Genomic DNA, 22075 nt, shown 5'->3' with positions numbered 1-22075 from the left:
AAAAGTTGAGGACAGGGACCGGGATTGGACCGACCCTGCCGGATATCAGACCCGGTCATCAAACCGGTTCTGTCAGTCTTTACGGCAAAATGCGCAAAGGTCAAAGCTTGCGCTTCGACCTTTGCCGAACTTGGTTAAGCCAATCTGTCGCTGACCGTTGGCTTGTTATGTCCACGCCCTGCCTTACAGCGAGCGGGCAATTTCTTCAACGCGGAAGCACTCGATCTGGTCACCAGCACGCAGGTCCTGATAATTCTCGAAGGCCATACCGCATTCCTGACCAACATTGACTTCCTTCACTTCGTCTTTGAAGCGTTTCAGGGTCGACAGCTTGCCAGTATGGATGACCACATTGTCGCGCAGCAGACGCACGCCGGTGCCACGCTCCACGGTGCCTTCGGTAACGCGGCAACCCGCGACCTTGCCGACCTTGGTGATGTTGAACACTTCCAGGATTTCGGCGTAACCGATGAAGGTCTCGCGCACTTCTGGCGACAACAGACCGGACATCGCCGCTTTCACATCATCGGTCAGATCGTAGATGATGTTGTAATAGCGGATCTCGACGCCTTTTTGTTCAGCAGCCTGTTTTGCCTGTGCGTTGGCACGCACGTTGAAGGCGAGGATCGGCGCACCGGAGGCCGCAGCCAGGGTCACGTCCGATTCGGTTACACCACCGACACCGGAATGCAGCACCTGCGCCGAGATTTCCTCGTTGCCGATATTGTCCAGCGCACCGATGATGGCTTCCACCGAGCCCTTCACGTCACCCTTGATGACAAGCGGGAAGGATTGGGAATCGCCACTGGCCTTGAGGTTGCTGAGCATCTGCTCAAGCGAGCCCTTGTTGGCTTTCGCCGCCGCCAGATCCTTGTTCTTGCGAATCCGGTAGTCGGTGATTTCACGTGCCCGACCTTCGGTTTCAACAACCGCAAACTGGTCACCAGCGTCAGGGGCTGCATCAAAGCCGAGAATTTCGACCGGCTTGGAAGGCTCTGCTTCGTCAACCTTGTCGTTTTTGTCATCGATCAGCGCGCGAACCTTACCCCATTGTTCGCCAGCCACGACAATGTCGCCGACTTTCAGGGTACCATTTTGCACCAGTACGGTGGCCACAGGACCACGGCCCTTGTCGAGCTTGGCCTCAACCACGATGCCATCGGCTTCGCGGTCCGGGTTGGCTTGCAGTTCAAGGATTTCGGACTGCATCAGAATGGCTTCGAGCAGATCGTCGAGGTTGAGGCGCTGCTTGGCAGACACTTCCACTTCGAGCACGTCACCGCCCATGCTTTCGACAAACACATTATGCTGCAGCAGTTCGTTGCGCACACGGCTTGGGTCAGCGGCAGGCAGGTCGATCTTGTTGACCGCCACAATGATTGGCACGTCCGCGGCACGGGCATGGTTGATCGCTTCGATGGTCTGCGGCATCACGCCGTCATCGGCAGCGACCACGAGAACCACGATATCGGTCGATTTGGCACCACGGGCACGCATTTCGGTAAAGGCAGCGTGGCCTGGCGTATCGATGAAGGTGATTTTCTGGTCATTCTGTTCGACCTGATAAGCACCGATATGCTGGGTAATGCCACCGGCTTCACCCTTGACCACATTCTCTTCGCGAAGCGCATCAAGCAGCGACGTCTTACCATGGTCAACGTGACCCATAATGGTCACCACGGCCGGACGGGATGCAAGGCTTTCTTCGCTATCGCTCTTGTTGAACAAACCTTCTTCAACATCCGACGCGGCGACACGTTTTACACTGTGGCCCAGTTCTTCGGCCACCAGCTGTGCGGTGTCTGCATCAAGAAGATCGACGGTTTTGACCATCTGGCCCTGTTTCATCAGAATCTTGATCACGTCAACGGCCCGTTCGGTCATGCGCTGGGCCAGTTCCTGAACGGTAATGGTTTCAGGAATGACCACTTCGCGGAAGACCTTCTCGCGCGGCGTATCCACCATTGCAGCCTTCTGCTTCTGGCGACGGCGACGCATGGAAGCGAGCGAGCGTTCCCGTTCATTCTCATTCAGCGCGTTGCTCAGCGTCAGGCGGCCACGACGACGGTCATCGCTCTTCGGCTTGGCTGGCTGCTGGCGGTTCGGATCTTCCGGACGCACACGTTTTGGCGCTGGCTTGAGCGTTTTTGCACCTGGCTTGCCTTCCGCAGTCGGATCTGGCGCTGCCGGGGCAAAACCACCACCAGCTCCCGGACGCGCACCACCAGGGCGGGCGCCTGCTGGACGTGCACCGCCTGGACGGTCACCACCAGCGCGTGGCGAGCGATCCCCTGTGCGTGGAGGACGGTCACCGGTCCGTGGTGGGCGATCTCCTGTGCGCGGCGGACGATCACCGGTCCGTGGAGGACGGTCACCTGTGCGTGGCGGGCGATCACCGGTCCGTGGAGGACGGTCACCTGTGCGTTGTTGTGGACGGTCGCCAGAGCGCTCGTCTGAACGGGCAGGGGCCCGCTCTGCGGGTTTCTCCGGCTTGGCCTGGGCAGAGGCCGCGGCTTCTGCGGCTTCGCGTGCCTTGCGCTCTTCTTCGGCCTTTTGGGCTTCTGCTTCTGCCACTGCCCGCGCAGCGTCTTCTTCAGCCTTGCGCTTGGCAGCCGCTTCGGCTTCAGCCTTGCGACGGGCATCTTCAATCTTGCGGCGCTCTTCTTCTTCTTTCTTGCGCACTTCCATTTCGCGAGCGCGAACTTTCGCAGCTTCAAGCGCCTGGAGGCGTTTTGCATTTTCCGAAGAAGTCAGATTGCGCTGAGAAGAAGCACCCTGGCCCTGACCACCGCCGCCATTGCCCTGACGGTTGCGCTGGCCCTGACGTTGGCCCTTGCCACCGCCACCGGCTCTTGGCTTGCCGCCAGCCGCAGGGGCCTGTCCACCACCCGATTTGCTCGGTGCAGCATCAGCACTTGGCTGTGCGGCCTCCTTGGCGGGCGTGTCGCCAGCTGGCTTGGCAGCAGGTTTCCCGGCATCACCTGGTGCGGTGAAGCGGCGTTTCTTTTTCTCGACAACCACCGCTTTGGAGCGCCCATGGGAGAAGCTCTGTCTCACGGTGCCTTGGCCGACATTCTTACCAAGAGACAGGGTCTTCTTCTCGGTTGGGCCATTGGTGTTGTCGTTGTTGTTTTCGTTACTCATGTCTCGGTCAATATCCTTCGCTGCCTCTAGGAGGCGTCTGCAGCGTGCCGATCATCCTGGCCGCTGTCCGAATCTCGTATGTCTGGCTGCAGATAGGCATCAAGCCTAGCAACCTGGTTGCGAACCGCCTTGCCAGCGGATCCCGCCAGCAACGCGCCATGTACCACATTTCCCTGCCCAAGGGCTGTGCTGAGTGCCTCGGCGCTGAACCGGCGAACAAGAGGAAGTTCACCGTCGCTGCCCAAATGGCGTCGCACGACCTGAGCCAATTTTTTCTGGCCATCTTCTGCGGCATCTGACGCATGTATTAGGCCAATTGCAGAGCCCTGCGCAATAGCCGTTTCGACCTTGGCAAAGCCAGTGACAATCTGTCCGGCCTTGCGCGCCATCGAAAGGGCCGACAGGCAACCCAGTTCCAGTTGCTCCGCGACCAGCTCTGCCAGCCTGTCAGGGAGCGTGACTTTCTGTTTGAAACCGCGCGCAAACAACCCCTTCTGAGCTGCCTGCTGCACCAATTCCATGCGCGCCGTCACCCAGACCCCACGTCCGGGTAACCGCATTTTGAGATCCGGCACCACGCTGTCGTCAGGAGCGAGGACAAATCTGATCATCTCGTCCTTGGTCCGAATGTCCCGTGTAACCAGACATTGTCGCGTGGTCTGTTCGCTCTTACGCGGCACGATTTATCCTTTCCGGACCAATGATGTCAAATCCTGTCGGGCCTTCAGACGTGTTTTTTTGCTCTTTGGCCCCTCCGGAGGTCCTTCAACCGCCGAAAATGCCAAAAAACAACCTTAAACGAGTTCATTCCGAACGCATTTGGAACGGGCGACCCGCGCAGGCGGATCGCCGGTTGCCTGCTTACCGCTCTTCTTGTTCTTCAGAGTCGGTTTCGTCTTCCGCTTCGGCGTCGTCTTCCGCTTCGGCGTCGACTTCCGCTTCGTCTTCGACTTCGGCACCAGTGTCGTCTTCGGCATCAACTTCCGCTTCGACTTCCACGTCACCTTCGGTTTCAGTGTCTACGCCGTCGAAATCCGCCAGACTGTCTTCGTCTTCGCTTTCCAGCTGCTCATATTCCGCAGCTTCTTCTTCGCTCAGAAGTTCGGAAGGCTCGATCCAGCCAGCCGCAACGCGGGTCAGCATGATAATGTCTTCAGCTTCCTGACGGGAAATGTCGTAATCGGACAAAGCACCCTTGAAGCGCTTGACTTCGCCATCCTTGCGTTCGGACCAACCCACCAGATCGTCGGTTGCGCAACCGGCCAGATCTTCAATGGTCTTGATGCCGTCCTTGCCAAGACCCACCAGCATAGGCAGGGTCAGGCCGGAAATTTCCAGCAGATCGTCGGACACCCCAAGCGCGATGCGTTCTTCATTAAGCTGCTGGGCCTGTGCTTCGAGATACTCGTTGGCACGGGTCTGCAGTTCCTGCGCGGTTTCCTCGTCAAAGCCTTCAATGTCGGAGACCTCGCTTGCATCCACATAGGCGACTTCCTCAATCGAGGTGAAGCCTTCGGACGCCAGCAGCTGGGCCACGATATCATCCACATCCAGCGCTTCCATGAAGAGTTCGGCGCGCTCGTTGAATTCCTTCTGGCGACGCTCGGATTCCTCTTCCTCGGTCATGATGTCGATGTCCCAACCGGTCAGCTGGGAGGCAAGACGCACATTCTGACCGCGACGGCCAATGGCCAGCGACAGCTGATCATTGGGCACCACCACTTCGATGCGCTCGCTGTCTTCATCCAGAACCACCTTAGCCACTTCGGCCGGCTGTAAGGCATTGACGATGAAGGTCGCAGGATCTTCAGACCAGGGAATGATGTCAATTTTCTCGCCCTGCAACTCGTTCACAACGGCCTGCACACGAGAGCCACGCATACCCACACAGGCACCAACCGGATCGATCGAGCTGTCCGAGGAAATCACGGCAATCTTGGCGCGGGATCCGGGATCACGGGCAACGGATTTGATGGTGATGATGCCATCATAGATTTCCGGCACTTCCTGAGCAAACAGCTTGGCCATGAATTGCGGATGGGTCCGCGACAGGAAGACCTGCGGTCCACGTTGCTCACGGCGCACATCAAAGATGATGGCGCGGATGCGGTCGCCGGGACGGAAGGCTTCGCGCGCAATCAGCTCATCGCGGCGGACAATCGCTTCGCTGCCGGCAATATCGACGGTCACGTTGCCATATTCGACACGCTTGACCTGACCATTGACGATCTCGAACTGACGGTCCTTGAACTCTTCATACTGATGATCACGCTCGGCTTCGCGCACTTTCTGCACGATCACCTGCTTGGCGGACTGAGCCGAGATGCGGCCAAATTCCAGTGGCGGCAGCAAATCAGCCACCGTATCACCGATCTTGGCGTCCGGATGCTTGTCCTGTGCATCGACCAGCGCGATCTGGGTTGCGTAATCCTCGACCACTTCGACCACTTCCAGCAGACGCTCAAGACGGGTGTCGCCGGTGCGCGGGTTTATGGTCGCCCGGATTTCGGTTTCCTGACCATAGCGGGAGCGCGCTGCCTTCTGGATGGCGTCCTCCATGGCCCCGATCACGATCATCCGATCAATTGACTTTTCACGCGCCACGGCATCTGCGATCTGCAGAAGTTCAAGACGGTTTGCACTGATTGCCATTCTCAGCGTCTCCTATTCCTGTGCGTCGGCAGAAGGGGCCTCAACCACTTCAGCGTCTTCAGCGGACTGGCTTTTCATTGCCATATCCATCAGTTTGTCGGTCATCACCAGCTTGGCTTCGCCCAGTTGGGAAAGCGGAACTTTTACATTTGGGTCGGTGTCTTTCGGCGCGTCTGGCAGGATCAGTTTCAGATCCTCTCCTTCGACACCGTCCAGCATGCCACGATAGCGGCGCCGACCGTCAATCGGCTGGCTCAACTCGATCTTTGCCTCATGGCCGGCCCATGCGATGTAATCACGCTTGCGGACCAGCGGCCGGTCGATGCCCGGCGAGGACACTTCGAGATAATATTCCTTGTCGATCGGGTCTTCCACGTCGAGCACGGGCGACACCGCGCGCGACACGGTCTCGCAGCCATCAATCGTCATGGTGCCGTCCGGCTGCTCCGCCATGATCTGGACAGTGCAGCCATTGTCTCCGGTGATCCGAACCCGCACCAGATCGAAACCGAGATCGACGATCACCGGTTCAACAATGCTGGCAACACGGGCCTCAAGGCCTTTTTCGCTAAAAAGGCGGGCTTCAGTTCCGGCTTGCATTTCAGTGCTTTCAACCATGGAAAGCCAGTCTCCGTATCTGATCGCAGCCCCTATTTGGTCAGGCTGCGTCGTCATCATCATTCTGGGACATGCTTGGCACGGCTTGCTGCCTTTCTCGTCCCCCTCGGACCGGGCGAACCGCCTTCAAGCCTGCAACAGGCCGGAAACGAAACGCGTGCCGATCTTACTTGTACCAGATTTTGCTGCCCGAGCGGAGAGCCGCCAATAAAAAAGAGCGGGTCCGGTGGGCCCACTCTAAACAGCTTGTCTAGATTTTGGAGGACTTATACACCGATTTAGCAGCAAATTGCAAGTCCACATCGGTTTTGTCCGGATCAAGTCTTGGATCAAATACGCAGAAAGCTGAGATATTGCGGTTTACGCCCCTCACGAAAGGCTTTTTCTTCATAGCGCGTCCGCTTCCAGTCCGGATAGGCTTCCAGTCGTTCAGCCGGGTTCTGGCATTGCTCGACCAGTTCGGGCACCGCTGCCACATGCTCGAGCGTCCATTCCACATAATCCTCAATATCGGAAGCAAAGCGGAAGATCCCGCCGGGCTTCAATACCCGCACGAAGCGTTTGAGGTTGCGATCCGAGACAAACCGGCGCTTCCAGTGGCGCTTTTTGTGCCATGGGTCTGGATAGAGCAGGAAAATCCGGTCAATTGATGCGTCCGGCAGCCAGTCAAGCACATGGGCTGCATCCTCGTCATACATCCGAATGGTTTCGATGCCTTCCTTCTCGATCTGGCCCAGCGCCTTGACCGCACCATTGATGAAAGGCTCACAGCCGATGATGCCAACAGCGGGATTCTCCATCGCCTGCCGCACCATATGCTCTCCGCCGCCAAAGCCGATTTCCAGCCAGACGGTCTTGGGCGCGTGCGAAAAGATCGATTGAATGTCGCTGATCGGTTCAGACGGATTGACGCTGATTGTTGGCAGCAGGTCATCGACCAGCTTTAGCTGGGTCGGGCTCAAGGGCTTGCCCTTGCGGCGTCCAAAAAAGGCCGTGGCGACCTGTTCTTCTATCAGGCGGGATTTGGAAGGGCGGAAGCGCGGTTTGGGGGAAGAAGATTCGGTCATGACAGTCGGTGGTCTGAAAGTGAAAGGAGCAGAGACAAGATGTGCGCCATAATGCATAAAGGCCCGCCTTTGACAAGGCGGGCCTTTGTGATGTCGCAAGACACCGTGGCAAAAGGATCGATCAGCCGATCAGAGAGCGAAGCTTGTCAACCAGATCGGTCTTCTCCCACGAGAAGCCGCCATCGTCAGATGGTGCGCGCCCGAAATGGCCGTAGGCCGCAGTGCGTTCATAAATTGGTTTGTTCAGGCCCAGATGGGTCCGAATGCCGCGCGGGGTCAGAGACATGCTCTCCCAGAGAGCCTTCTCGATGACGCTGTCGCGTACCGTGCCGGTACCATCGGTATCCACATAGAGCGAGAGAGGCTCGGACACGCCGATGGCGTAGGCCAACTGAATCGAGCAGCGCTCAGCATAACCGGCCGCCACCACATTCTTGGCCAGATAGCGCGCGGCATAAGCCGCCGAGCGGTCCACTTTGGTTGGATCCTTGCCGGAGAAGGCACCACCACCATGGGGGGCTGCACCACCATAGGTGTCAACGATGATCTTGCGCCCGGTCAGGCCTGCGTCGCCGTCCGGGCCACCAATGACAAACTTGCCGGTTGGGTTGACGTGCCAGACGGTGTTGTCGGTCAGCCAGCCTTCCGGCAGAGCGGCTTCGATGTAAGGGGTGACGATCGCACGGACATCGGCAGATGTCAGGCTTGGATCATAATGCTGGGTGGACAGAACCAGAGAGGTGACCTCAACCGGCTTGCCATCGACATAGCGCAGGGTCAGCTGGCTCTTGGCATCTGGTCCAAGACGTGTTTCGGTGCCTGCATGCCGGGCTTCTGCGATCAGACGCAGGATGCGGTGGGCATACAGGATCGGTGCTGGCATCAGCTCAGGCGTCTCATTGGTGGCGTATCCGAACATGATGCCCTGATCGCCCGCGCCTTCATCCTTGCCATCGGCCTCATCCACACCTTGCGCAATGTCAGCGGACTGCTCATGCACATAAATGTCGATGTCGGCATTTTCCCAGTGGAAGCCGTCCTGCTCGTAACCGATCTCCTTGATAACGCGGCGGGCTGTTTGCTCCATCACGTCAGCATCGATGCTGGCAGGGCCACGCACTTCACCGGACAAGATGACCTTGTTGGTGGTAGCCATGGTCTCAACGGCACAGCGCGCATAAGGGTCGAGCTTGAGAAAAGCGTCGACAATCGCGTCGGAAATGCGGTCACAGATTTTGTCAGGGTGCCCTTCGGAGACGGACTCGCTGGTGAATAAATATTCTTTTCTGGCCATGTCAGATAGGTTTCTTTTAACTGGGATATAAAGGTTTCTATATGTCGTTATCACATCACTCCTTGAGACGCAATCCTAACCCTTCCACTAGCCCGCTCAAAGTGAACGAATCCCAAAGAGCGTTGCCCCAACGACAAACAGAATGGAACCACTGGCCTATTCCGAAAACAAAAGCCCAGAAAAAACGGTCCAGAAAAAACGGTCCAGAAAATAAAAAAGCCAAGAGATGTTTCCACCTCTTGGCTTGTTGCAATAATCCCGCCTTTCAGGTCGAAGGACCGATAGGCTGAAGGATCATGTCTTAATTGTCTGCATTGTCGCCTGCAATTTCCCGCACCAGTTCGACAATCTTGCGTCGCACTTTTGGCTCCTTGATCTGAACGAAGGCGCGGTTCAACTGCAGCCCTTCGGACGAGGAAAGGAAATTGATAACGTAATTTTCAGACTTGGATTCAGCAAGGCCCGCGGCCTCCTGAGGGCTGCCCGGTGCGTCTTCGAAGAAAAAGGAGACAGGGACTTCCAGTACGGTTGCAATATGCTGCAAACGGCTGGCGCCAATCCTGTTGGTGCCTTTTTCATATTTCTGAATCTGCTGAAACGTGATGCCCAGATGCTCACCCAGTTTTTCCTGGCTCATGGAGAGCATCATGCGGCGAAGTCGTACACGACTTCCAACATAGATATCGATCGGGTTTGGTGCTTTTTTACTGGCCATTTGGCTCTCTTTTATTGTTTGGCACGTTGCTCTTTGTGGCAACAATTATGCATGCCTGACTGGTTTGAAAACGAGTTCCGCTTCTCGTGGTTTTCCCTGTGACGCTTACTGTGCGCCTTTCAATTTGCGATAGGGATATTGCAATACTGCCGTGTAGGGACCACTTCTGTCAATTCATCCTGTCAAGGGATGTTTGGTTTTCTTCCAATACCTACCGTTGTAAGAAACAAAATTACCCAAATGCCTAAAAAAACGACACTTCCTAACCTAGCGTAAGGGGTTTTTGTTAGTTTTGAAGGCAGCTTTGCCTGCAGAATGCCCTCTTGCTCGAGGGAAAGTTGTGCAATCAGCTGGCCGCGCCCGTCAATGATGGCTGATATGCCCGTATTGGCGACACGTATCACAGGTAGGCCTGTTTCAACCGCGCGCATGCGCGCCAGTTGCAAATGTTGCCATGGACCAGAAGTTGCACCGAACCAGGCATCATTGGTGACATTGAGGATCCAGTCGGCACCGTCCGGGTAGCGAAGAAGTTCGGAAGAAAAGGCCGCTTCATAGCAAATGACCGGAAGCAGGTTCCCCCAACGCTCGATCGTCAGCAGTGAACGCTTGGAACCGGCCTTAAAGCCGGATTTCTGCGCCGTAAGCTGTTCAAGTCCAATGGCTTCGAGCCAAGTTTGCTTGGGCAGAAACTCGCCAAACGGCACCAGATGCACCTTGTCGTAGGAGTCCAGAATGGTGCCGTCGGCATTCAGATGATAGATCGAGTTATAGACCGAATCGCCATGCCCGATCCCGACATCCTGACCCGGTTCCCGTCTCAGCGCCCCCGTCAGCAGATCAACTCCCTCGGGCAGGCTTTGCGAAATTGCCGCCAATGCGCCGGGCTGTTCCATCAGAAAAAAGGGTAGGGAGGATTCCGGCCACAGCACCAAATTGACCGATTTTAAAGGGGTTTCTTCACCATCTATGGTCGTAAGCGCCAGAAGCTTGTTGAAAATCCACGCGCGATTTTCAAATTTCCATTTTTCTTTCTGTGGAATATTGGGTTGTACCAGCCTTGCGACCGGTTGCAAGGCACTCTCTTTACCCGTCAGGCTCAGTCGATACGTGCCATAGCCGAGCTGGCCAACAAACAACAGCCCCACCAGCAGGCTCAAAATGCGGCCAAGACGTGGGGCAGCGGCGTCGCGGTTGGAGAACCACAAGGCGGGCAGCGCAAAGACCAGCAGTGCGATCAACGTCAAGCCATCCGGCCCGACTAGCGACAGGGTCTGCATGGTGATGTCATTGGACCCGAGCACCATGCCGAATCCCCCCCAAGGAAGCCCGGTCAGCACAAAGCCGCGCAGCCATTCCACTGCCGACAATGCAAGCGCGAGCCACAAGATGCGCAGGGGCGAAGCAGACCAGACAAGGGAGCAAAGACCGCAGGCAACCGCCCAGAACAGAGCCAGCCCGGCAGGCAAGACCAGCACCGCCAGCGGCATTGCCCAGGCGAATTTGTCTGCTTCCACCAGAAAGGCAGCCCCCAGCCAATAGAAGGTGAGAAGAAAAAATCCGAAGCCGAACATCCAGCCGACCCGCGCCATCGACCAGAAGGCAGACCGGCCGCGCTTGGCCAGCGAGGCGGAATCCATGAGCCAGATCAGCAGCGGAAGGCTCAGCCACAGGATTGGAAACCACCCAAGAGGAGCCTGCCCCAGACTGGCCAGAGCGCCTGCGGCAAAGGCCAGACCCAGCCGTTGCCAGCCAGCCAGCAGGATCAGATTGGAAATGAAAAGTTGCATGCCGGAAATGTCTCCCGAATCAGACGAATCGCGCTCCAGACACCAGAAATCTGGATAGGCGGCAAAGGTCAAGACGAATTGCGGGCATGGCTTTGACCTATTGGGCAGGACTGAGCTGGCAACGCAGCCTCATCTGCCGCCTTACATTTTCTGCGAACCCGGCTCAGGGCTCTCGGGGCGGGACTCAGCCAGAGATGCGTCAGCCGCAGGCTCTAAGCCACCCTCTTTGTCGCGGCCCAGAGTGAAGGATCGCTTGATAGGCTTCTTGGTCGGCTTTAGGCGGATCTTGATCCGACGGATACGGCGTCTGTCCGCTTCCATGATCTCGAATTCCAAGCCGTCACTGACGGCGATCAATTCCCCGCGCACCGGAATGCGGCCAATCAGAGTGAAAATGAAACCTCCAAGGGAATCAACTTCTTCCATGGATTCATCATCCAGTGGCAGCGGCATGCCGATTGTCGCCATCACATCATCGAGTTCGGCCTTTGCGTCTGCGATGAACAGATTGGTTCCGGCTTTGACGATATGGATTTCATCCTCATCGTCATGCTCGTCTTCGATGTCTCCAACCACGGTTTCGACCACATCTTCAAGGGAGACCAGACCGTCCGTGCCGCCATATTCGTCAATCACCAGCGCCATCTGGGTGCGTTCCGCCCGCATCGTTGCCATCAGGTCAACCGCAGGCATTGAAGGCGGGACAAACAGAATATCCCGGATCACCCCCAGTTCCTTTAAGGGGCGTTCGAGATCGACGGCTGTAAGATTCTGCGGATGGTTGCTCAGTGCATCGGGTTCGAGAAGATCCGCAGGATCCTCGCCCAGCAGACGCACCGCTTCGGTATTTTCGGCCACCAGATCGGCCGTCGGTTCCGACACCGCACCGTCCTCGACAAGGCTCGATTCCCGTGTCATCAGATCGACCACATCCTTGATATGGACCATGCCGACCGGATCGTCGAGGGTTTCGCGATAGACCGGCAGGCGGGAATGTCCCGCATCGCTATAGATGGCCAACAATGTGCCCAACGTGACGTCATCTTCCACCGCGTTGATTTCGGCCCGCGGGATCATCACGTCATCAACCCGCATTTCCTGCAAGGCTAGAATGTTGCGCAACATCGCTTTTTCGTCGGCTGAGAAGGTCTCGTCCTCCCCGTCATCCTCGGCCAGTGCGCCCTCCATCTGGGATCGCAGGGTGGTATTGGAGAGGCGCGATAGCCAGCCATTGGTCAGGCGCTTCAGCCAGCTGCCATGACCATTGGTTGTCTCATGTACTTCGGACATGCTTTCTGGCCGGCTCTCCGGTTGCGCTGCGATCTGAATTGGCGGCTCAAGCCTGCTTGGCTCGGAAGGGTCGGGGTCGTTCATTTTTTCTCGGCGCTCGGCAACAGCTTGCGCTCTCAATCTAACAAAAGGGTCAGGACCAGTGCGTTTTGCAGAGACTGGCCAACGAAAATTTCAGCCAAACTCAGTCTGGCATATCAAGCGGCACTGTGCCCGCATAAGGGTTGGCAAGACCAAGTCTGTCGAGGATCGCGATTTCGACGCTCTCCATCTTGTCGGCCTCGTCCGCTTCTATATGGTCATAGCCCAGCAAATGTAAAAAACCATGAACACACAGATGGGTTAGGTGATCGGAGAATGCAAGCCCCAACTCGGCTGCTTCCCGTTCGACGGTCTCATAGGCAAAGACGATATCGCCCAGCATAGGCCCATAAATGTCGGCATCTTCATCCTGCGGGAAAGATAACACATTGGTTGCCTTGTCCTTGCCGCGATGAGACCCATTCAGAATACGAATGGCCGCGTCATTCGTAAAGACCAGCGACACTTCGCAGTCCGGCCGGAAGGCGATGCCTTCCTCTTTGATGGCAAAAAGCTTGGCTGCCTCGATGGCCCGGTCGATGACCCTTTCCAGATCATCCAACTCCTGCCAAAGCTCGGATTCGATGAGCCGGTCCTTGATCAGCGAGACCGCTGGCTCGACCACGATGCTCATGCCTCGCCCTCTCCATCTTCAGCATAAACCGGATCGCCGACCTCTTCCATTGGTGGCAAATGCTCCTCGGCCTGCCGGGTGCGCACCGCTTCACGATCAAGCAGGCGGCGGGCCAGTGCCCTGCGGCGGGCATCTTCGTCATAGGCATTGACGATCCGCATCACCAGTTCATGGCGCACCACATCTTCTGCAGTGAATTGCACCCGGACAATCGAGGGAATATCCGAAAGCAGATCCATGGCCTGCACCAGCCCCGATTGCTCGCCATTGGGCAAATCGATCTGGCTCGGGTCGCCGGTGATGATCATCTTCGAATTCTCACCCAGACGCGTCAGAAACATCTTCATCTGCATCGAAGTGGTATTCTGCGCTTCGTCAAGAATGACCACCGAATTGGACAGGGTCCGGCCACGCATGAAGGCCAAAGGGGCAATCTCGATCACCTTGGCATCCAGCTCCCGCTCCACCTTGTCCGGCGGCATCATGTCATAGAGCGCATCATAAAGGGGCCGCAAATAGGGATCGACCTTTTCCTTCATGTCACCGGGCAGAAAGCCAAGCCGTTCGCCTGCTTCCACCGCTGGGCGGGACAGAATGATTCGCTCGACCACACCGCGTTCCAGCAAGGCCGCCGCATAGGCAACCGCCAGATAGGTCTTGCCGGTCCCGGCGGGGCCGGTGCCAAAAATCAGATCGGCACGATCCATCGCCCTGATATAGGCATCCTGCGTCGCTGTTCGGGCGGTCAGCTTTTTCTTGCGGGTGGCAATCTGGGCAAAATTCATTTTGCCTGCGCCTTCCCCCCCATTAGGCACCACATCAGGCAGCATCAATTGTTCATCAGCGGCCTGCGCCATGCGGATGGCGCCGTCAACATCGGCCTGCTCGATCAGGTCGCCGTCCTGCAGACGATGATACAGGCTATCGAGCACCATCTTGGCCTGATCGCACAGATCTCCCGGCCCCTTGATGGTCACGCGGTTGCCACGGGCGATTGCCTCGATATTCAGTTTCTGCTCGATGCGCGCCAGATTCTGGTCATATTCGCCAAACAGATCGGCGGCGAGACGATTGTCGTCATAGGAGAGAACAATATGCCCCATGTCGGAGGCGGCTGACAAAGCCTTGCTGGCTTTTTGATCCCGGTCCGGGTGGCCCTTACGGCCCTTTCCTTTGTCGCGGCGTTGATCGCTCAAACGCTTATCCCTTCAACTATCCTCAACTGCACCTTGGCGACCCGCCTGCATCAAACCATCTCCGACAGGGCGTCGGTCAAGGGCTCGCGAGGGTCGCATCGTCAGCCTTGTTTCGCCAGCATGGTACCAAACAAACTGTTGGTGCCCATACTATCGATGGTAACTGTGACAATTTCACCAATCAACTCTTCTGGTGCGTCAACTTGCACAGCTTGTAGCCATGGCGACTTGCCCACCAGCTGCCCCGGCTCGCGCCCCTTGCGCTCCAGCAGCACGGTCATCTCGGTGCCGACCTTGGAGGCGTTAAAGCCTTTCTGCTGCTCGGCCAAAAGGGCCTGCAACCGGTAAAGCCGCTCTGACTTGATCGCTTCGGCCACCTGCTCATCACTGTCAGCTGCCGGTGTGCCCGGGCGTGGTGAATATTTGAAGCTGAAGGCGGAGGCATAGGTTACCTCGCGCACAATGCGCATGGTATCCTCGAAATCCGCTTCCGTCTCGCCAGGGAAGCCGACGATAAAATCCCCAGACAGGGCAATGTCAGGGCGCACCGCGCGGATCCGGTCGATCAGCCGCACATAATCGTCATAGCTATGCTGGCGGTTCATCGCCGCCAAAATTTTGTCAGACCCGGATTGCACCGGCAGATGCAAATAGGGCATCAGGCAGTCGAGATCGCGATGGGCGGCCATCAACGCATCATCCATGTCGCGTGGATGGCTGGTCGTGTAGCGCAGGCGATCAAGCCCGTCGATCTTGGCCAGATGGAACAACAGCTCGCCAAGGCCCCAATCCGCGCCATCCGGACCAACCCCGTGATAGGCATTGACATTCTGCCCCAGCAGATTGACCTCACGCACCCCGGCATCGGCCAGCCGTTTGGCCTCGTCGACAATCTGCGCCACCGGACGGGACACTTCAGCGCCACGTGTATAGGGCACCACGCAGAAGGTGCAGAATTTGTCGCACCCTTCCTGAACGGTGAGAAAGGCACTGACACCACGCTTGCGGGTGACTTCCTTTTTGGCATTGGGCAAAGCGGCGAATTTGTCTTCGACCGGGAAATCGGTCTCGACCACCCGCTCGCCCCTGTCGGTGCGGTCGAGAAAATCCGGCAGTTTGTGATAGGCCTGCGGCCCGACCACCATATCAACCACCGGCGCACGGCGCATGATTTCCTCGCCCTCGGCCTGCGCCACGCAACCGGCAATGCCGATCTTCATGTCACCCTTGCCGGCTTCGGCCTTTTCCTGCTTGACCTTGCGGATACGGCCAAGCTCGGAATAGACCTTTTCGGCGGCCTTCTCACGAATGTGACAGGTATTGAGAATGACCAGATCCGCCTCGCTCATATCGTCGGTCTGGCTGTAGCCCTTGGTTGCCAGCGAATCCGCCATACGGTCGGAATCATAGACATTCATCTGGCATCCATAGGTCTTCACAAAGACTTTCTTATTTTCAAAGGCGGTCATCAGGTCTCTATCCGGTCAGGTATCAATGGCTGGAAGGGCTGGCGTTAGCGATAGCGCACCCCTTTAAACCTTTTTCCCGCATTTTGCAAAGGCAAAAGGCCTAAAGATGGCAGCATGAAAGGCGTGAAAGCCGAGGATAGGCGAGGATAGGCCACCGGGGCGCGGGAGACTGTTTGCTGCCCTCAGATGGCCGTTGACAGGGTGGGTGACACCGCTAGGCAGGGCACTTGTAGTTGAGCAGGTCGCGCAGCATGTTGGCCCGCACAATCTCTTCGGCCCTGATCGCCACCTGCTTGCGGTTGGCATCCGCCCCAAACGGGATCGGCTCGCCGAAGGTCAGGGTCACATCGACCGCCCCTTCTTTCATGATCGTCCAGAGATGGGGCACCAGGTCCATGTCCCCGTACCATGCAGCAAGATGGCGGTGCTGACGCCCCATCGGCATGCCTTGCAAGCCGTTATAGGCAACCGAAAGCGGCTGGATCCAGACCGGTTGCTCCTCTTGCTCGATGCCTTTCTTGCGGGCGTCGCGCATGTCGGCCACCATCGCCGCCTTGGCCGCACCAATCAGCGCGGTGCGGAACGGTAGGACCCGATTGCCGTCCGATGACGTGCCCTCGGCAAACAGCACCATCGCGTCGCCTTCCTTGAGGCGCTTGGCGATTTCCTTGGCGATATCGCCGGTTTCGGTCCGCTTGGTGCGATTGACGAAGATCGAACGTTGCAGCTTGGCAAACAGGCCGAAAATCGGCCAAGAGGCCACTTCCGACTTGGCGATGAAGGATAGGGGCTGCACCCGACTGAGAACCGAAATGTCCAGCCATGAGCAATGGTTTGCGGTAATCAGGACAGACCCGTCGCGCACGCATGCTCCATGCACGGTGACACGCACCCCAAGCGCGAAGCAGACAATGCGGTGAAACAGCACCGGAATCCAGCGCTTGGTCGGCAGAGACAAGGTGACCGAGAGATACTGGACAGGGATCAGGATCAGAGCAACCACTGTGATCAGTGCTGTGGCCAAACTGGCGCGGATTGATGCCAAAGTGTTCTTTGAAGACAATGGTTCCATGAAAGGACCCCGAACTGTTATGCATATACACGTGGCACGCCCCGGATCCCGTGCCGTTGCGGATCAGTTATCCTTGTCATCGAGTGGAATGCCGTAGAGTTCCAGTCGATGATCGACCAGCTTGAAGCCCAGACGACGGGCGACCTCGACTTGCAGCCGTTCAATTTCCTCGTCACGGAATTCGATGACATTGCCGCTTCTCAGATCAATCAGATGGTCGTGATGTTCTTCATTGATGGTCTCATAGCGTGACCGGCCATCACGGAAATCGTGGCGTTCAATGATGCCTGCATCCTCGAACAGCTTGACGGTTCGATAGACCGTGGAAATGGAAATGTTGCCATCAATCCGCGAGGCGCGCCGATACAGCTCCTCGACATCGGGATGATCTTCAGCATCATCAAGAACGCGCGCAATGATCCGGCGCTGCTCCGTCATGCGCATGCCCGCATCGGTGCACAGATCCTCAATTTTTGTTTTCTTGGTCAATGCCATTGCGATGAATCCCCACACTTCTTTCCGGGGTCGCCTGACGGATGCTCAGGATCCGGCGACGTCGATCTGCATGATCCAGGCCAGAGAAGCGGCGTCGGACGCAGTGCGATAATATCCCTTGCGTTCGCCAACCTTCCGAAAGCCCAGTGATTGATACAGAGATAGCGCAGGTTTGTTGGTCGCGTCCACCTCAAGAAAGAGTTTTGCAATCCGATCTCGATAAAGACGGCGCAAGACTTCCTCCATCAGCATGCGGCCCGCACCCGATTTGCGATTATCCGGGTCCACTGCAATGGTCAGGATCTCGGCCTCATCCACCACGATACGCACCAGAACAAAGCCCACCACCTGTTCCTTGGCCAGCAGGGAGGAGCGCTTGAGCACCAGCGTCTGAACGGTTTCGTCCTGCAACAATTTCTGAAAGTCGCCTTCGTTCCAGCTATGGGTGAAGGACCGGCGGTGGATATCTGTCAGGTTCGACAGATCCTCCATACTTGCCTCTTCGACGATCGAAGAGGCCTTCTTCGAAAAAAACACCATGTGCCTCCCAAATCCACTGCCACATCCACTGTTTGATTCTCTCCCGAAACAAGTCATCGTTCCATCTATCGGGTTGCAGGACCAGATGGTCTATTGTCGAAGATGTGCGCTGGGTGGAAAAAGACCAGCGGCAAAAGGAAAGGCAATCCAAAGGGGGTCAGCGTCTGGCAATGGCCTTGGCTGCTTGCGGTTTGGCATCCGGTCCTCTCAAATAGAGCGGGGCGGGGCTGGTCCGGGGCTCTGGCTGATCCAATGCCCAATGGGCAAGCTCGCGCATGTCCGGTGCCGTTGCCGCGGCAATGGGCAGGGCAGCCAGCTGTCGATCCTCTTCCTTGACCAGAGCGGCACCTGATCCGATCAAACCCGCCACCTGATGGTCGATGCACAGCGCGGCAAAGTCTTCAGCGCTCAGCGCAGCGGCTTCTGTCAGGGGATGCGGCCTGTGCGCCTTCATGGCAAACAGCTGACCATAGACCTGATTGCGTCGTGCATCGACCAGCACTGCCAGTGGCTTCTTTGTCTCCGGCATGGCCGTAAGCGCCAACGCTTCGAGGGTCGAAGCCCCGATCAGCGGGATATCGAGCGCCAGCGCCAGCGATCGCGCTGTCGCCAACCCGACCCTGAGGCCGGTGAAACTGCCCGGTCCAACCGTCACCGCCAGCCGGGTGAGATCCTGATAGGTCAGATCAGCGTCGGCCAGCAAATGGCCAAGCTCGGTCATCAAATGTTCCGCATGGCCGCGCCCAAGCACCAGCGAGCGGCCAACAAGGCGTGTCTTGCCGCCCTCCCGGATGGCAAGGCCAACGGAACAGGCATCAAGAGCGGTATCGAGCGCGAGGCAAATTTCAGGCAATTGGGTCATGGCTGTCCTTTCCCCAATTGCGGCGATTTTGTCAATCGATTAATCGAAATAAACTTGAGGTTGCATAAATTAAAAATAAATGCAATAAGTGTTGAATTGATAGGTAAGAATTGGTCGAGGTCAAAATGATTTTGGTGGTGCTCTGGTTGCTCTTTGCCCTGATCCCCGGTTTCGTCGCCAGTGGGAAGGGCAATTCCTTCATTCTCTATTTTTTGGTTTCTCTGGTACTGAGTCCGATTGTCGGCCTGATCATCGCTCTGATCGTGCCGGGAAAAACGGCGACAAGTCCGGGCATTCAGTTTGTTGCTCCAGCGAAAACCGATGTCGCCGACGAGTTGCGCAAGCTGAGTGATCTGCATAAGGAAGGCATCATTTCCGAAGCGGAATTTTCTCGCAAGAAGACCGAACTGATCGGTTCCGCTCCCGGTTGACCGGGTTCGGATCCCTGTGGGGGCAGGGACATCGTGCAAAGCGTAGGCAACAAAAAAAGCCGCCGCCGGATATCTCCAGCGGCGGCTTTTGCATGTCTTTACGGGTCGCGCGTCGGCTTATTGCACCGCGCGCACTTCCTGAACGTCTGGCAAGAAATGACGCAGCAGATTCTCGATGCCATGCTTCAGGGTTGCCGTCGAAGACGGGCAACCAGCGCAGGCGCCACGCATCTGCAGGAAGACCACACCATCCCGGAAGCCGTGGAAGGTGATGTCACCGCCATCCTGAGCCACGGCCGGACGCACACGGGTCTCCAGCAATTCCTTGATGGTCGCGACGGTTTCCGCGTCCTCTTCATCGAAATCCTCGCCCACAGAACCGGTCTCGCTGCTCTGCTTGACGATGGATGCGCCGGACATGAAATGTTCCATGATCGCACCCAGAATGGCCGGCTTGATATGCTGCCAGTCGGTGTCGCCCTTGGTGATGGAAACGAAGTCAAATCCGAAGAAAACCCCTTCAACCCCGTCAATGGTGAAGAGTTTTTCCGCCAGAGGCGACTGCTCGGCTTCTGCTGCCGAACGGAAATCCATTGTGCCATCTTCCAGCACAACCTTGCCCGGAAGGAATTTCAGGGTCGCGGGATTGGGGGTTGCTTCTGTCTGAATGAACATATGTGATCCTTTTCAAGCCATCGCGCGAGAGGCTGTTCTCTCAGCCGCGATATGCACATTTCTGCCTTTACTATGTCAGATAACGCTTCTGCGACAAAGATCAAGATGAAAAGCGGGGACAATCAGAGCCAAGGGTCAAACCCAAAGGGCTCAGCACAGGGCCTTGATGTCCTCATCCCCCAGATTGCCCGGCACGATGGTCACCGGAATGGGGAAGCTGTTGCCGGACTGACTGGAAATGGATGCGACCAGCGGGCCGGGACCTTCGCTCGAGCCCACGGCCGAGGCCAGCACGAGAATACCGATATCCTTGTCTTCGTCGATCAGCTGAACAATTTGTTCGGCCACCTTGCCCTCGCGAATAACGCATTCAATCGGAACCGAAATGGTCTTCTCGACCCGCTCCTTGAAGCGTTCAAGCCGATCCTGCGCCGCATCATGCGCCTCGGCATGCATGATTTCCTTCACCCCGAGCCAATGCTGAAAATGGGTCGGCTCGATGGAAACCATCATGGTCAACCCACCACCGGTCGCCGACGCCCGATGGGCCGCATAGGTGATGGCGCGATCGCATTCCTCGGTATCGTCAACGACAACGAGAAATTTCCGAAAGTGACCTTCGTCATGAATTGTGCGTTTCATAATCATGGGAAAGAGCCTGCCATGCCGCGCCCCATTGAGCAAGAGCTTCCATGTGCCAGTTCAGGTATGCGGGACAGTTGCAACGTATCAACGCAGCGGCGCAAAGGTGGATTGGACAAGCGGCAGCCAAAAGAAAACCCGGCAGACGGTCCGCCGGGTTTGTTGTGAATTATGCATCTCTGCCGTTCCACAATGTCAAAAGCCATTGTGATTCGCTTTAGCGCTTGCGGACGAAGCCAACAATATCCTTGACCTGATCGAGGACTGGGTTGGCAATGGCGGCGGCTCGTTCGGCCCCCTTGCACAGAACCCCGTCAATATAGGCTTCATCATCCATCAGACGGCGCATTTCGTTGGTGATCGGCGACAGCTTGTCGACGGACAGCTCGATCAGGGCTGGCTTGAACTTCGAGAATTCAGAGCCCCCATGCTCGGCCAGCACGTCGGCTTTTGCCTTGCCGGACAGGGCAGCATAGATGCCAACCAGATTGGAGGCTTCCGGCCGACCTTCAAGACCCTCAACTTCGCTAGGCAACGCTTCGGGGTCCGTCTTTGCTTTGCGGATCTTCAGTGCGATCGTGTCTGCATCGTCGGTCATGTTGATGCGGGCCTTGTCCGAGGCGTCGGACGACGACATTTTCTTCGAGCCATCACGCAGGGACATCACACGCGGAGCCGGGCCGCCAATCAGTGGCTCTGGCTGTGGGAAGAAAACCTGCTCAGGATCGGTCGTCACATCACGGCCGATATTCTCGACACCATATCCCAGCGACGCGATGCGCTCGGCATAGTCAATGTTGAACTTCTGCGCCGTGTCGCGGGCCAGTTCCAGATGCTGCTTCTGGTCTTCCCCTACTGGCACATGGGTTGCCTTGTAGACGAGAATGTCGGCAGACATCAGGTTCGGATAGGCAAACAGACCTGAGGACACATTCTCGCGGTTCTTGCCTGCCTTGTCCTTGAACTGGGTCATGCGATTGAGCCACCCCATCCGGGCCACGCAATTGAACACCCAAGCCAGTTGGGCATGGGCCGCGACCTGGCTTTGGTTGAAGACGATATTCTTTTCAGGGTCGATGCCCGATGCAAGAAAGCCTGCCGTCACTTCACGGGTGCGGCGCAGCAGCCCTTCGGGGTCTTGCCAGACGGTGATGGCATGCATGTCGACAACACAAAAAACGCAATTGTAGGAAGATTGCAGATCGACAAATTTGGTGATCGCACCCAGATAGTTGCCCAGATGCAGATTGCCCGATGGCTGGATGCCGGAGAAAACGCGTGGCTCGAAATTGGCCATAACTTTGCCTCATGATGTTGCCCAAGCGGGTGGAAGCGCAAGGGGGAGGGTTGAGATTAGAAGGGGGTTATCGAACAAGCCTGCCCCATATGCAAGTTGATTCGCCAGATT

20 protein-coding genes are annotated in these 22075 nt (G+C 57.0%); 1 reads left to right on the top strand and 19 read right to left on the bottom strand.

All coding sequences use genetic code 11. The features are described from left to right. Positions 1 to 183 precede the first annotated feature (183 nt). The 16 genes from infB to tsaB form a co-directional block, all read right to left on the bottom strand. Positions 184 to 3144 carry a translation initiation factor IF-2 gene (gene infB, locus DSD30_RS03080; RefSeq protein ID WP_114008102.1) on the bottom strand — a complete coding sequence of 987 codons (2961 nt, stop codon included), beginning with the start codon at positions 3142 to 3144 and terminating at the stop codon, positions 184 to 186. A gap of 26 nt (positions 3145 to 3170) precedes the next feature. Beyond that, positions 3171 to 3824: an RNA-binding protein gene (locus DSD30_RS03075; protein WP_157967537.1), complete on the bottom strand. Its 654-nt coding sequence runs from the start codon at positions 3822 to 3824 to the stop codon at positions 3171 to 3173. A 181-nt stretch (positions 3825 to 4005) separates the two neighbouring features. Next, positions 4006 to 5796, bottom strand: coding sequence for a transcription termination factor NusA (gene nusA / locus DSD30_RS03070; protein ID WP_114008100.1), 1791 nt, complete (start codon positions 5794 to 5796; stop codon positions 4006 to 4008). Positions 5797 to 5808: 12 nt separating this feature from the next. Continuing rightward, a complete protein-coding gene (gene rimP, locus DSD30_RS03065; protein ID WP_114008099.1) occupies positions 5809 to 6414 on the bottom strand; it encodes a ribosome maturation factor RimP in 606 nt (201 codons plus the stop codon). Between the two features lie 329 nt (positions 6415 to 6743). After that, complete coding sequence (trmB, locus tag DSD30_RS03060; RefSeq protein WP_114008604.1) at positions 6744 to 7481, bottom strand: tRNA (guanosine(46)-N7)-methyltransferase TrmB; 738 nt, start codon at positions 7479 to 7481, stop codon at positions 6744 to 6746. Between the two features lie 121 nt (positions 7482 to 7602). Further along, positions 7603 to 8775, bottom strand: coding sequence for a methionine adenosyltransferase (gene metK / locus DSD30_RS03055; RefSeq protein WP_114008098.1), 1173 nt, complete (start codon positions 8773 to 8775; stop codon positions 7603 to 7605). A gap of 301 nt (positions 8776 to 9076) precedes the next feature. After that, a complete protein-coding gene (locus DSD30_RS03050; RefSeq protein WP_114008097.1) occupies positions 9077 to 9490 on the bottom strand; it encodes a helix-turn-helix domain-containing protein in 414 nt (137 codons plus the stop codon). A gap of 182 nt (positions 9491 to 9672) precedes the next feature. Next, entirely contained in the window at positions 9673 to 11280 is a 1608-nt protein-coding gene (lnt, locus tag DSD30_RS03045; protein WP_245418338.1) for an apolipoprotein N-acyltransferase, read from the bottom strand. A gap of 141 nt (positions 11281 to 11421) precedes the next feature. Continuing rightward, positions 11422 to 12570: a transporter associated domain-containing protein gene (locus DSD30_RS03040; protein WP_198662800.1), complete on the bottom strand. Its 1149-nt coding sequence runs from the start codon at positions 12568 to 12570 to the stop codon at positions 11422 to 11424. A gap of 184 nt (positions 12571 to 12754) precedes the next feature. After that, positions 12755 to 13285: an rRNA maturation RNase YbeY gene (gene ybeY / locus DSD30_RS03035; RefSeq protein WP_114008094.1), complete on the bottom strand. Its 531-nt coding sequence runs from the start codon at positions 13283 to 13285 to the stop codon at positions 12755 to 12757. Next, positions 13282 to 14388: a PhoH family protein gene (locus DSD30_RS03030; protein ID WP_114008603.1), complete on the bottom strand. Its 1107-nt coding sequence runs from the start codon at positions 14386 to 14388 to the stop codon at positions 13282 to 13284. Before DSD30_RS03030 ends, ybeY begins: the two co-directional genes overlap by 4 nt. 194 nt (positions 14389 to 14582) lie before the next feature. After that, a complete protein-coding gene (miaB, locus tag DSD30_RS03025; RefSeq protein ID WP_114008093.1) occupies positions 14583 to 15950 on the bottom strand; it encodes a tRNA (N6-isopentenyl adenosine(37)-C2)-methylthiotransferase MiaB in 1368 nt (455 codons plus the stop codon). Between the two features lie 214 nt (positions 15951 to 16164). Further along, positions 16165 to 17022 carry a lyso-ornithine lipid O-acyltransferase gene (gene olsA, locus DSD30_RS03020; RefSeq protein ID WP_198662799.1) on the bottom strand — a complete coding sequence of 286 codons (858 nt, stop codon included), beginning with the start codon at positions 17020 to 17022 and terminating at the stop codon, positions 16165 to 16167. 63 nt (positions 17023 to 17085) lie between these two features. After that, positions 17086 to 17517, bottom strand: a complete 432-nt coding sequence (locus DSD30_RS03015) for a Fur family transcriptional regulator (RefSeq protein WP_114008092.1) — start codon at positions 17515 to 17517, stop codon at positions 17086 to 17088. A 45-nt stretch (positions 17518 to 17562) separates the two neighbouring features. Beyond that, positions 17563 to 18054, bottom strand: a complete 492-nt coding sequence (rimI, locus tag DSD30_RS03010; protein ID WP_157967535.1) for a ribosomal protein S18-alanine N-acetyltransferase — start codon at positions 18052 to 18054, stop codon at positions 17563 to 17565. A 160-nt stretch (positions 18055 to 18214) separates the two neighbouring features. Then, on the bottom strand, positions 18215 to 18919 hold the full coding sequence (tsaB, locus tag DSD30_RS03005) for a tRNA (adenosine(37)-N6)-threonylcarbamoyltransferase complex dimerization subunit type 1 TsaB (protein ID WP_114008090.1): 705 nt from the start codon (positions 18917 to 18919) through the stop codon (positions 18215 to 18217). 125 nt (positions 18920 to 19044) lie between these two features. On the opposite strand from tsaB, the gene DSD30_RS03000 reads away from it, so the two are divergent. Next, on the top strand, positions 19045 to 19350 hold the full coding sequence (locus tag DSD30_RS03000; RefSeq protein ID WP_138148297.1) for an SHOCT domain-containing protein: 306 nt from the start codon (positions 19045 to 19047) through the stop codon (positions 19348 to 19350). A 117-nt stretch (positions 19351 to 19467) separates the two neighbouring features. On the opposite strand, the gene DSD30_RS02995 is transcribed toward DSD30_RS03000, so the two are convergent. From DSD30_RS02995 to trpS, 3 genes are all read right to left on the bottom strand, one after another. Beyond that, a complete protein-coding gene (locus DSD30_RS02995) occupies positions 19468 to 20025 on the bottom strand; it encodes a NifU family protein (RefSeq protein WP_114008088.1) in 558 nt (185 codons plus the stop codon). A gap of 150 nt (positions 20026 to 20175) precedes the next feature. Beyond that, entirely contained in the window at positions 20176 to 20673 is a 498-nt protein-coding gene (locus tag DSD30_RS02990) for a universal stress protein (RefSeq protein WP_114008087.1), read from the bottom strand. A gap of 211 nt (positions 20674 to 20884) precedes the next feature. Next, a complete protein-coding gene (gene trpS / locus DSD30_RS02985) occupies positions 20885 to 21964 on the bottom strand; it encodes a tryptophan--tRNA ligase (protein ID WP_114008086.1) in 1080 nt (359 codons plus the stop codon). Positions 21965 to 22075: the final 111 nt, after the last annotated feature.

Origin of the sequence: Cohaesibacter intestini (genome assembly GCF_003324485.1) — a bacterium.
Classification (GTDB): Bacteria; Pseudomonadota; Alphaproteobacteria; order Rhizobiales; family Cohaesibacteraceae; genus Cohaesibacter; species Cohaesibacter intestini.
This window is presented reverse-complemented; position numbering and strand designations above follow the sequence as displayed.

Bases quoted from the DNA above. Each gene is read 5' to 3' on its own strand.
- infB (WP_114008102.1), bottom strand. From the start codon at position 3,144: ATGAGTAACGAAAACAACAACGACAACACCAATGGCCCAACCGAGAAG.
- nusA (WP_114008100.1), bottom strand. From the start codon at position 5,796: ATGGCAATCAGTGCAAACCGTCTTGAACTTCTGCAGATCGCAGATGCC.
- rimP (WP_114008099.1), bottom strand. From the start codon at position 6,414: ATGGTTGAAAGCACTGAAATGCAAGCCGGAACTGAAGCCCGCCTTTTT.
- trmB (WP_114008604.1), bottom strand. From the start codon at position 7,481: ATGACCGAATCTTCTTCCCCCAAACCGCGCTTCCGCCCTTCCAAATCC.
- metK (WP_114008098.1), bottom strand. From the start codon at position 8,775: ATGGCCAGAAAAGAATATTTATTCACCAGCGAGTCCGTCTCCGAAGGG.
- DSD30_RS03050 (WP_114008097.1), bottom strand. From the start codon at position 9,490: ATGGCCAGTAAAAAAGCACCAAACCCGATCGATATCTATGTTGGAAGT.
- lnt (WP_245418338.1), bottom strand. From the start codon at position 11,280: ATGCAACTTTTCATTTCCAATCTGATCCTGCTGGCTGGCTGGCAACGG.
- DSD30_RS03040 (WP_198662800.1), bottom strand. From the start codon at position 12,570: ATGTCCGAAGTACATGAGACAACCAATGGTCATGGCAGCTGGCTGAAG.
- ybeY (WP_114008094.1), bottom strand. From the start codon at position 13,285: ATGAGCATCGTGGTCGAGCCAGCGGTCTCGCTGATCAAGGACCGGCTC.
- DSD30_RS03030 (WP_114008603.1), bottom strand. From the start codon at position 14,388: ATGGGGCATATTGTTCTCTCCTATGACGACAATCGTCTCGCCGCCGAT.
- miaB (WP_114008093.1), bottom strand. From the start codon at position 15,950: ATGACCGCCTTTGAAAATAAGAAAGTCTTTGTGAAGACCTATGGATGC.
- olsA (WP_198662799.1), bottom strand. From the start codon at position 17,022: ATGGAACCATTGTCTTCAAAGAACACTTTGGCATCAATCCGCGCCAGT.
- DSD30_RS03015 (WP_114008092.1), bottom strand. From the start codon at position 17,517: ATGGCATTGACCAAGAAAACAAAAATTGAGGATCTGTGCACCGATGCG.
- tsaB (WP_114008090.1), bottom strand. From the start codon at position 18,919: ATGACCCAATTGCCTGAAATTTGCCTCGCGCTCGATACCGCTCTTGAT.
- DSD30_RS03000 (WP_138148297.1), top strand. From the start codon at position 19,045: ATGATTTTGGTGGTGCTCTGGTTGCTCTTTGCCCTGATCCCCGGTTTC.
- DSD30_RS02995 (WP_114008088.1), bottom strand. From the start codon at position 20,025: ATGTTCATTCAGACAGAAGCAACCCCCAATCCCGCGACCCTGAAATTC.
- DSD30_RS02990 (WP_114008087.1), bottom strand. From the start codon at position 20,673: ATGATTATGAAACGCACAATTCATGACGAAGGTCACTTTCGGAAATTT.
- trpS (WP_114008086.1), bottom strand. From the start codon at position 21,964: ATGGCCAATTTCGAGCCACGCGTTTTCTCCGGCATCCAGCCATCGGGC.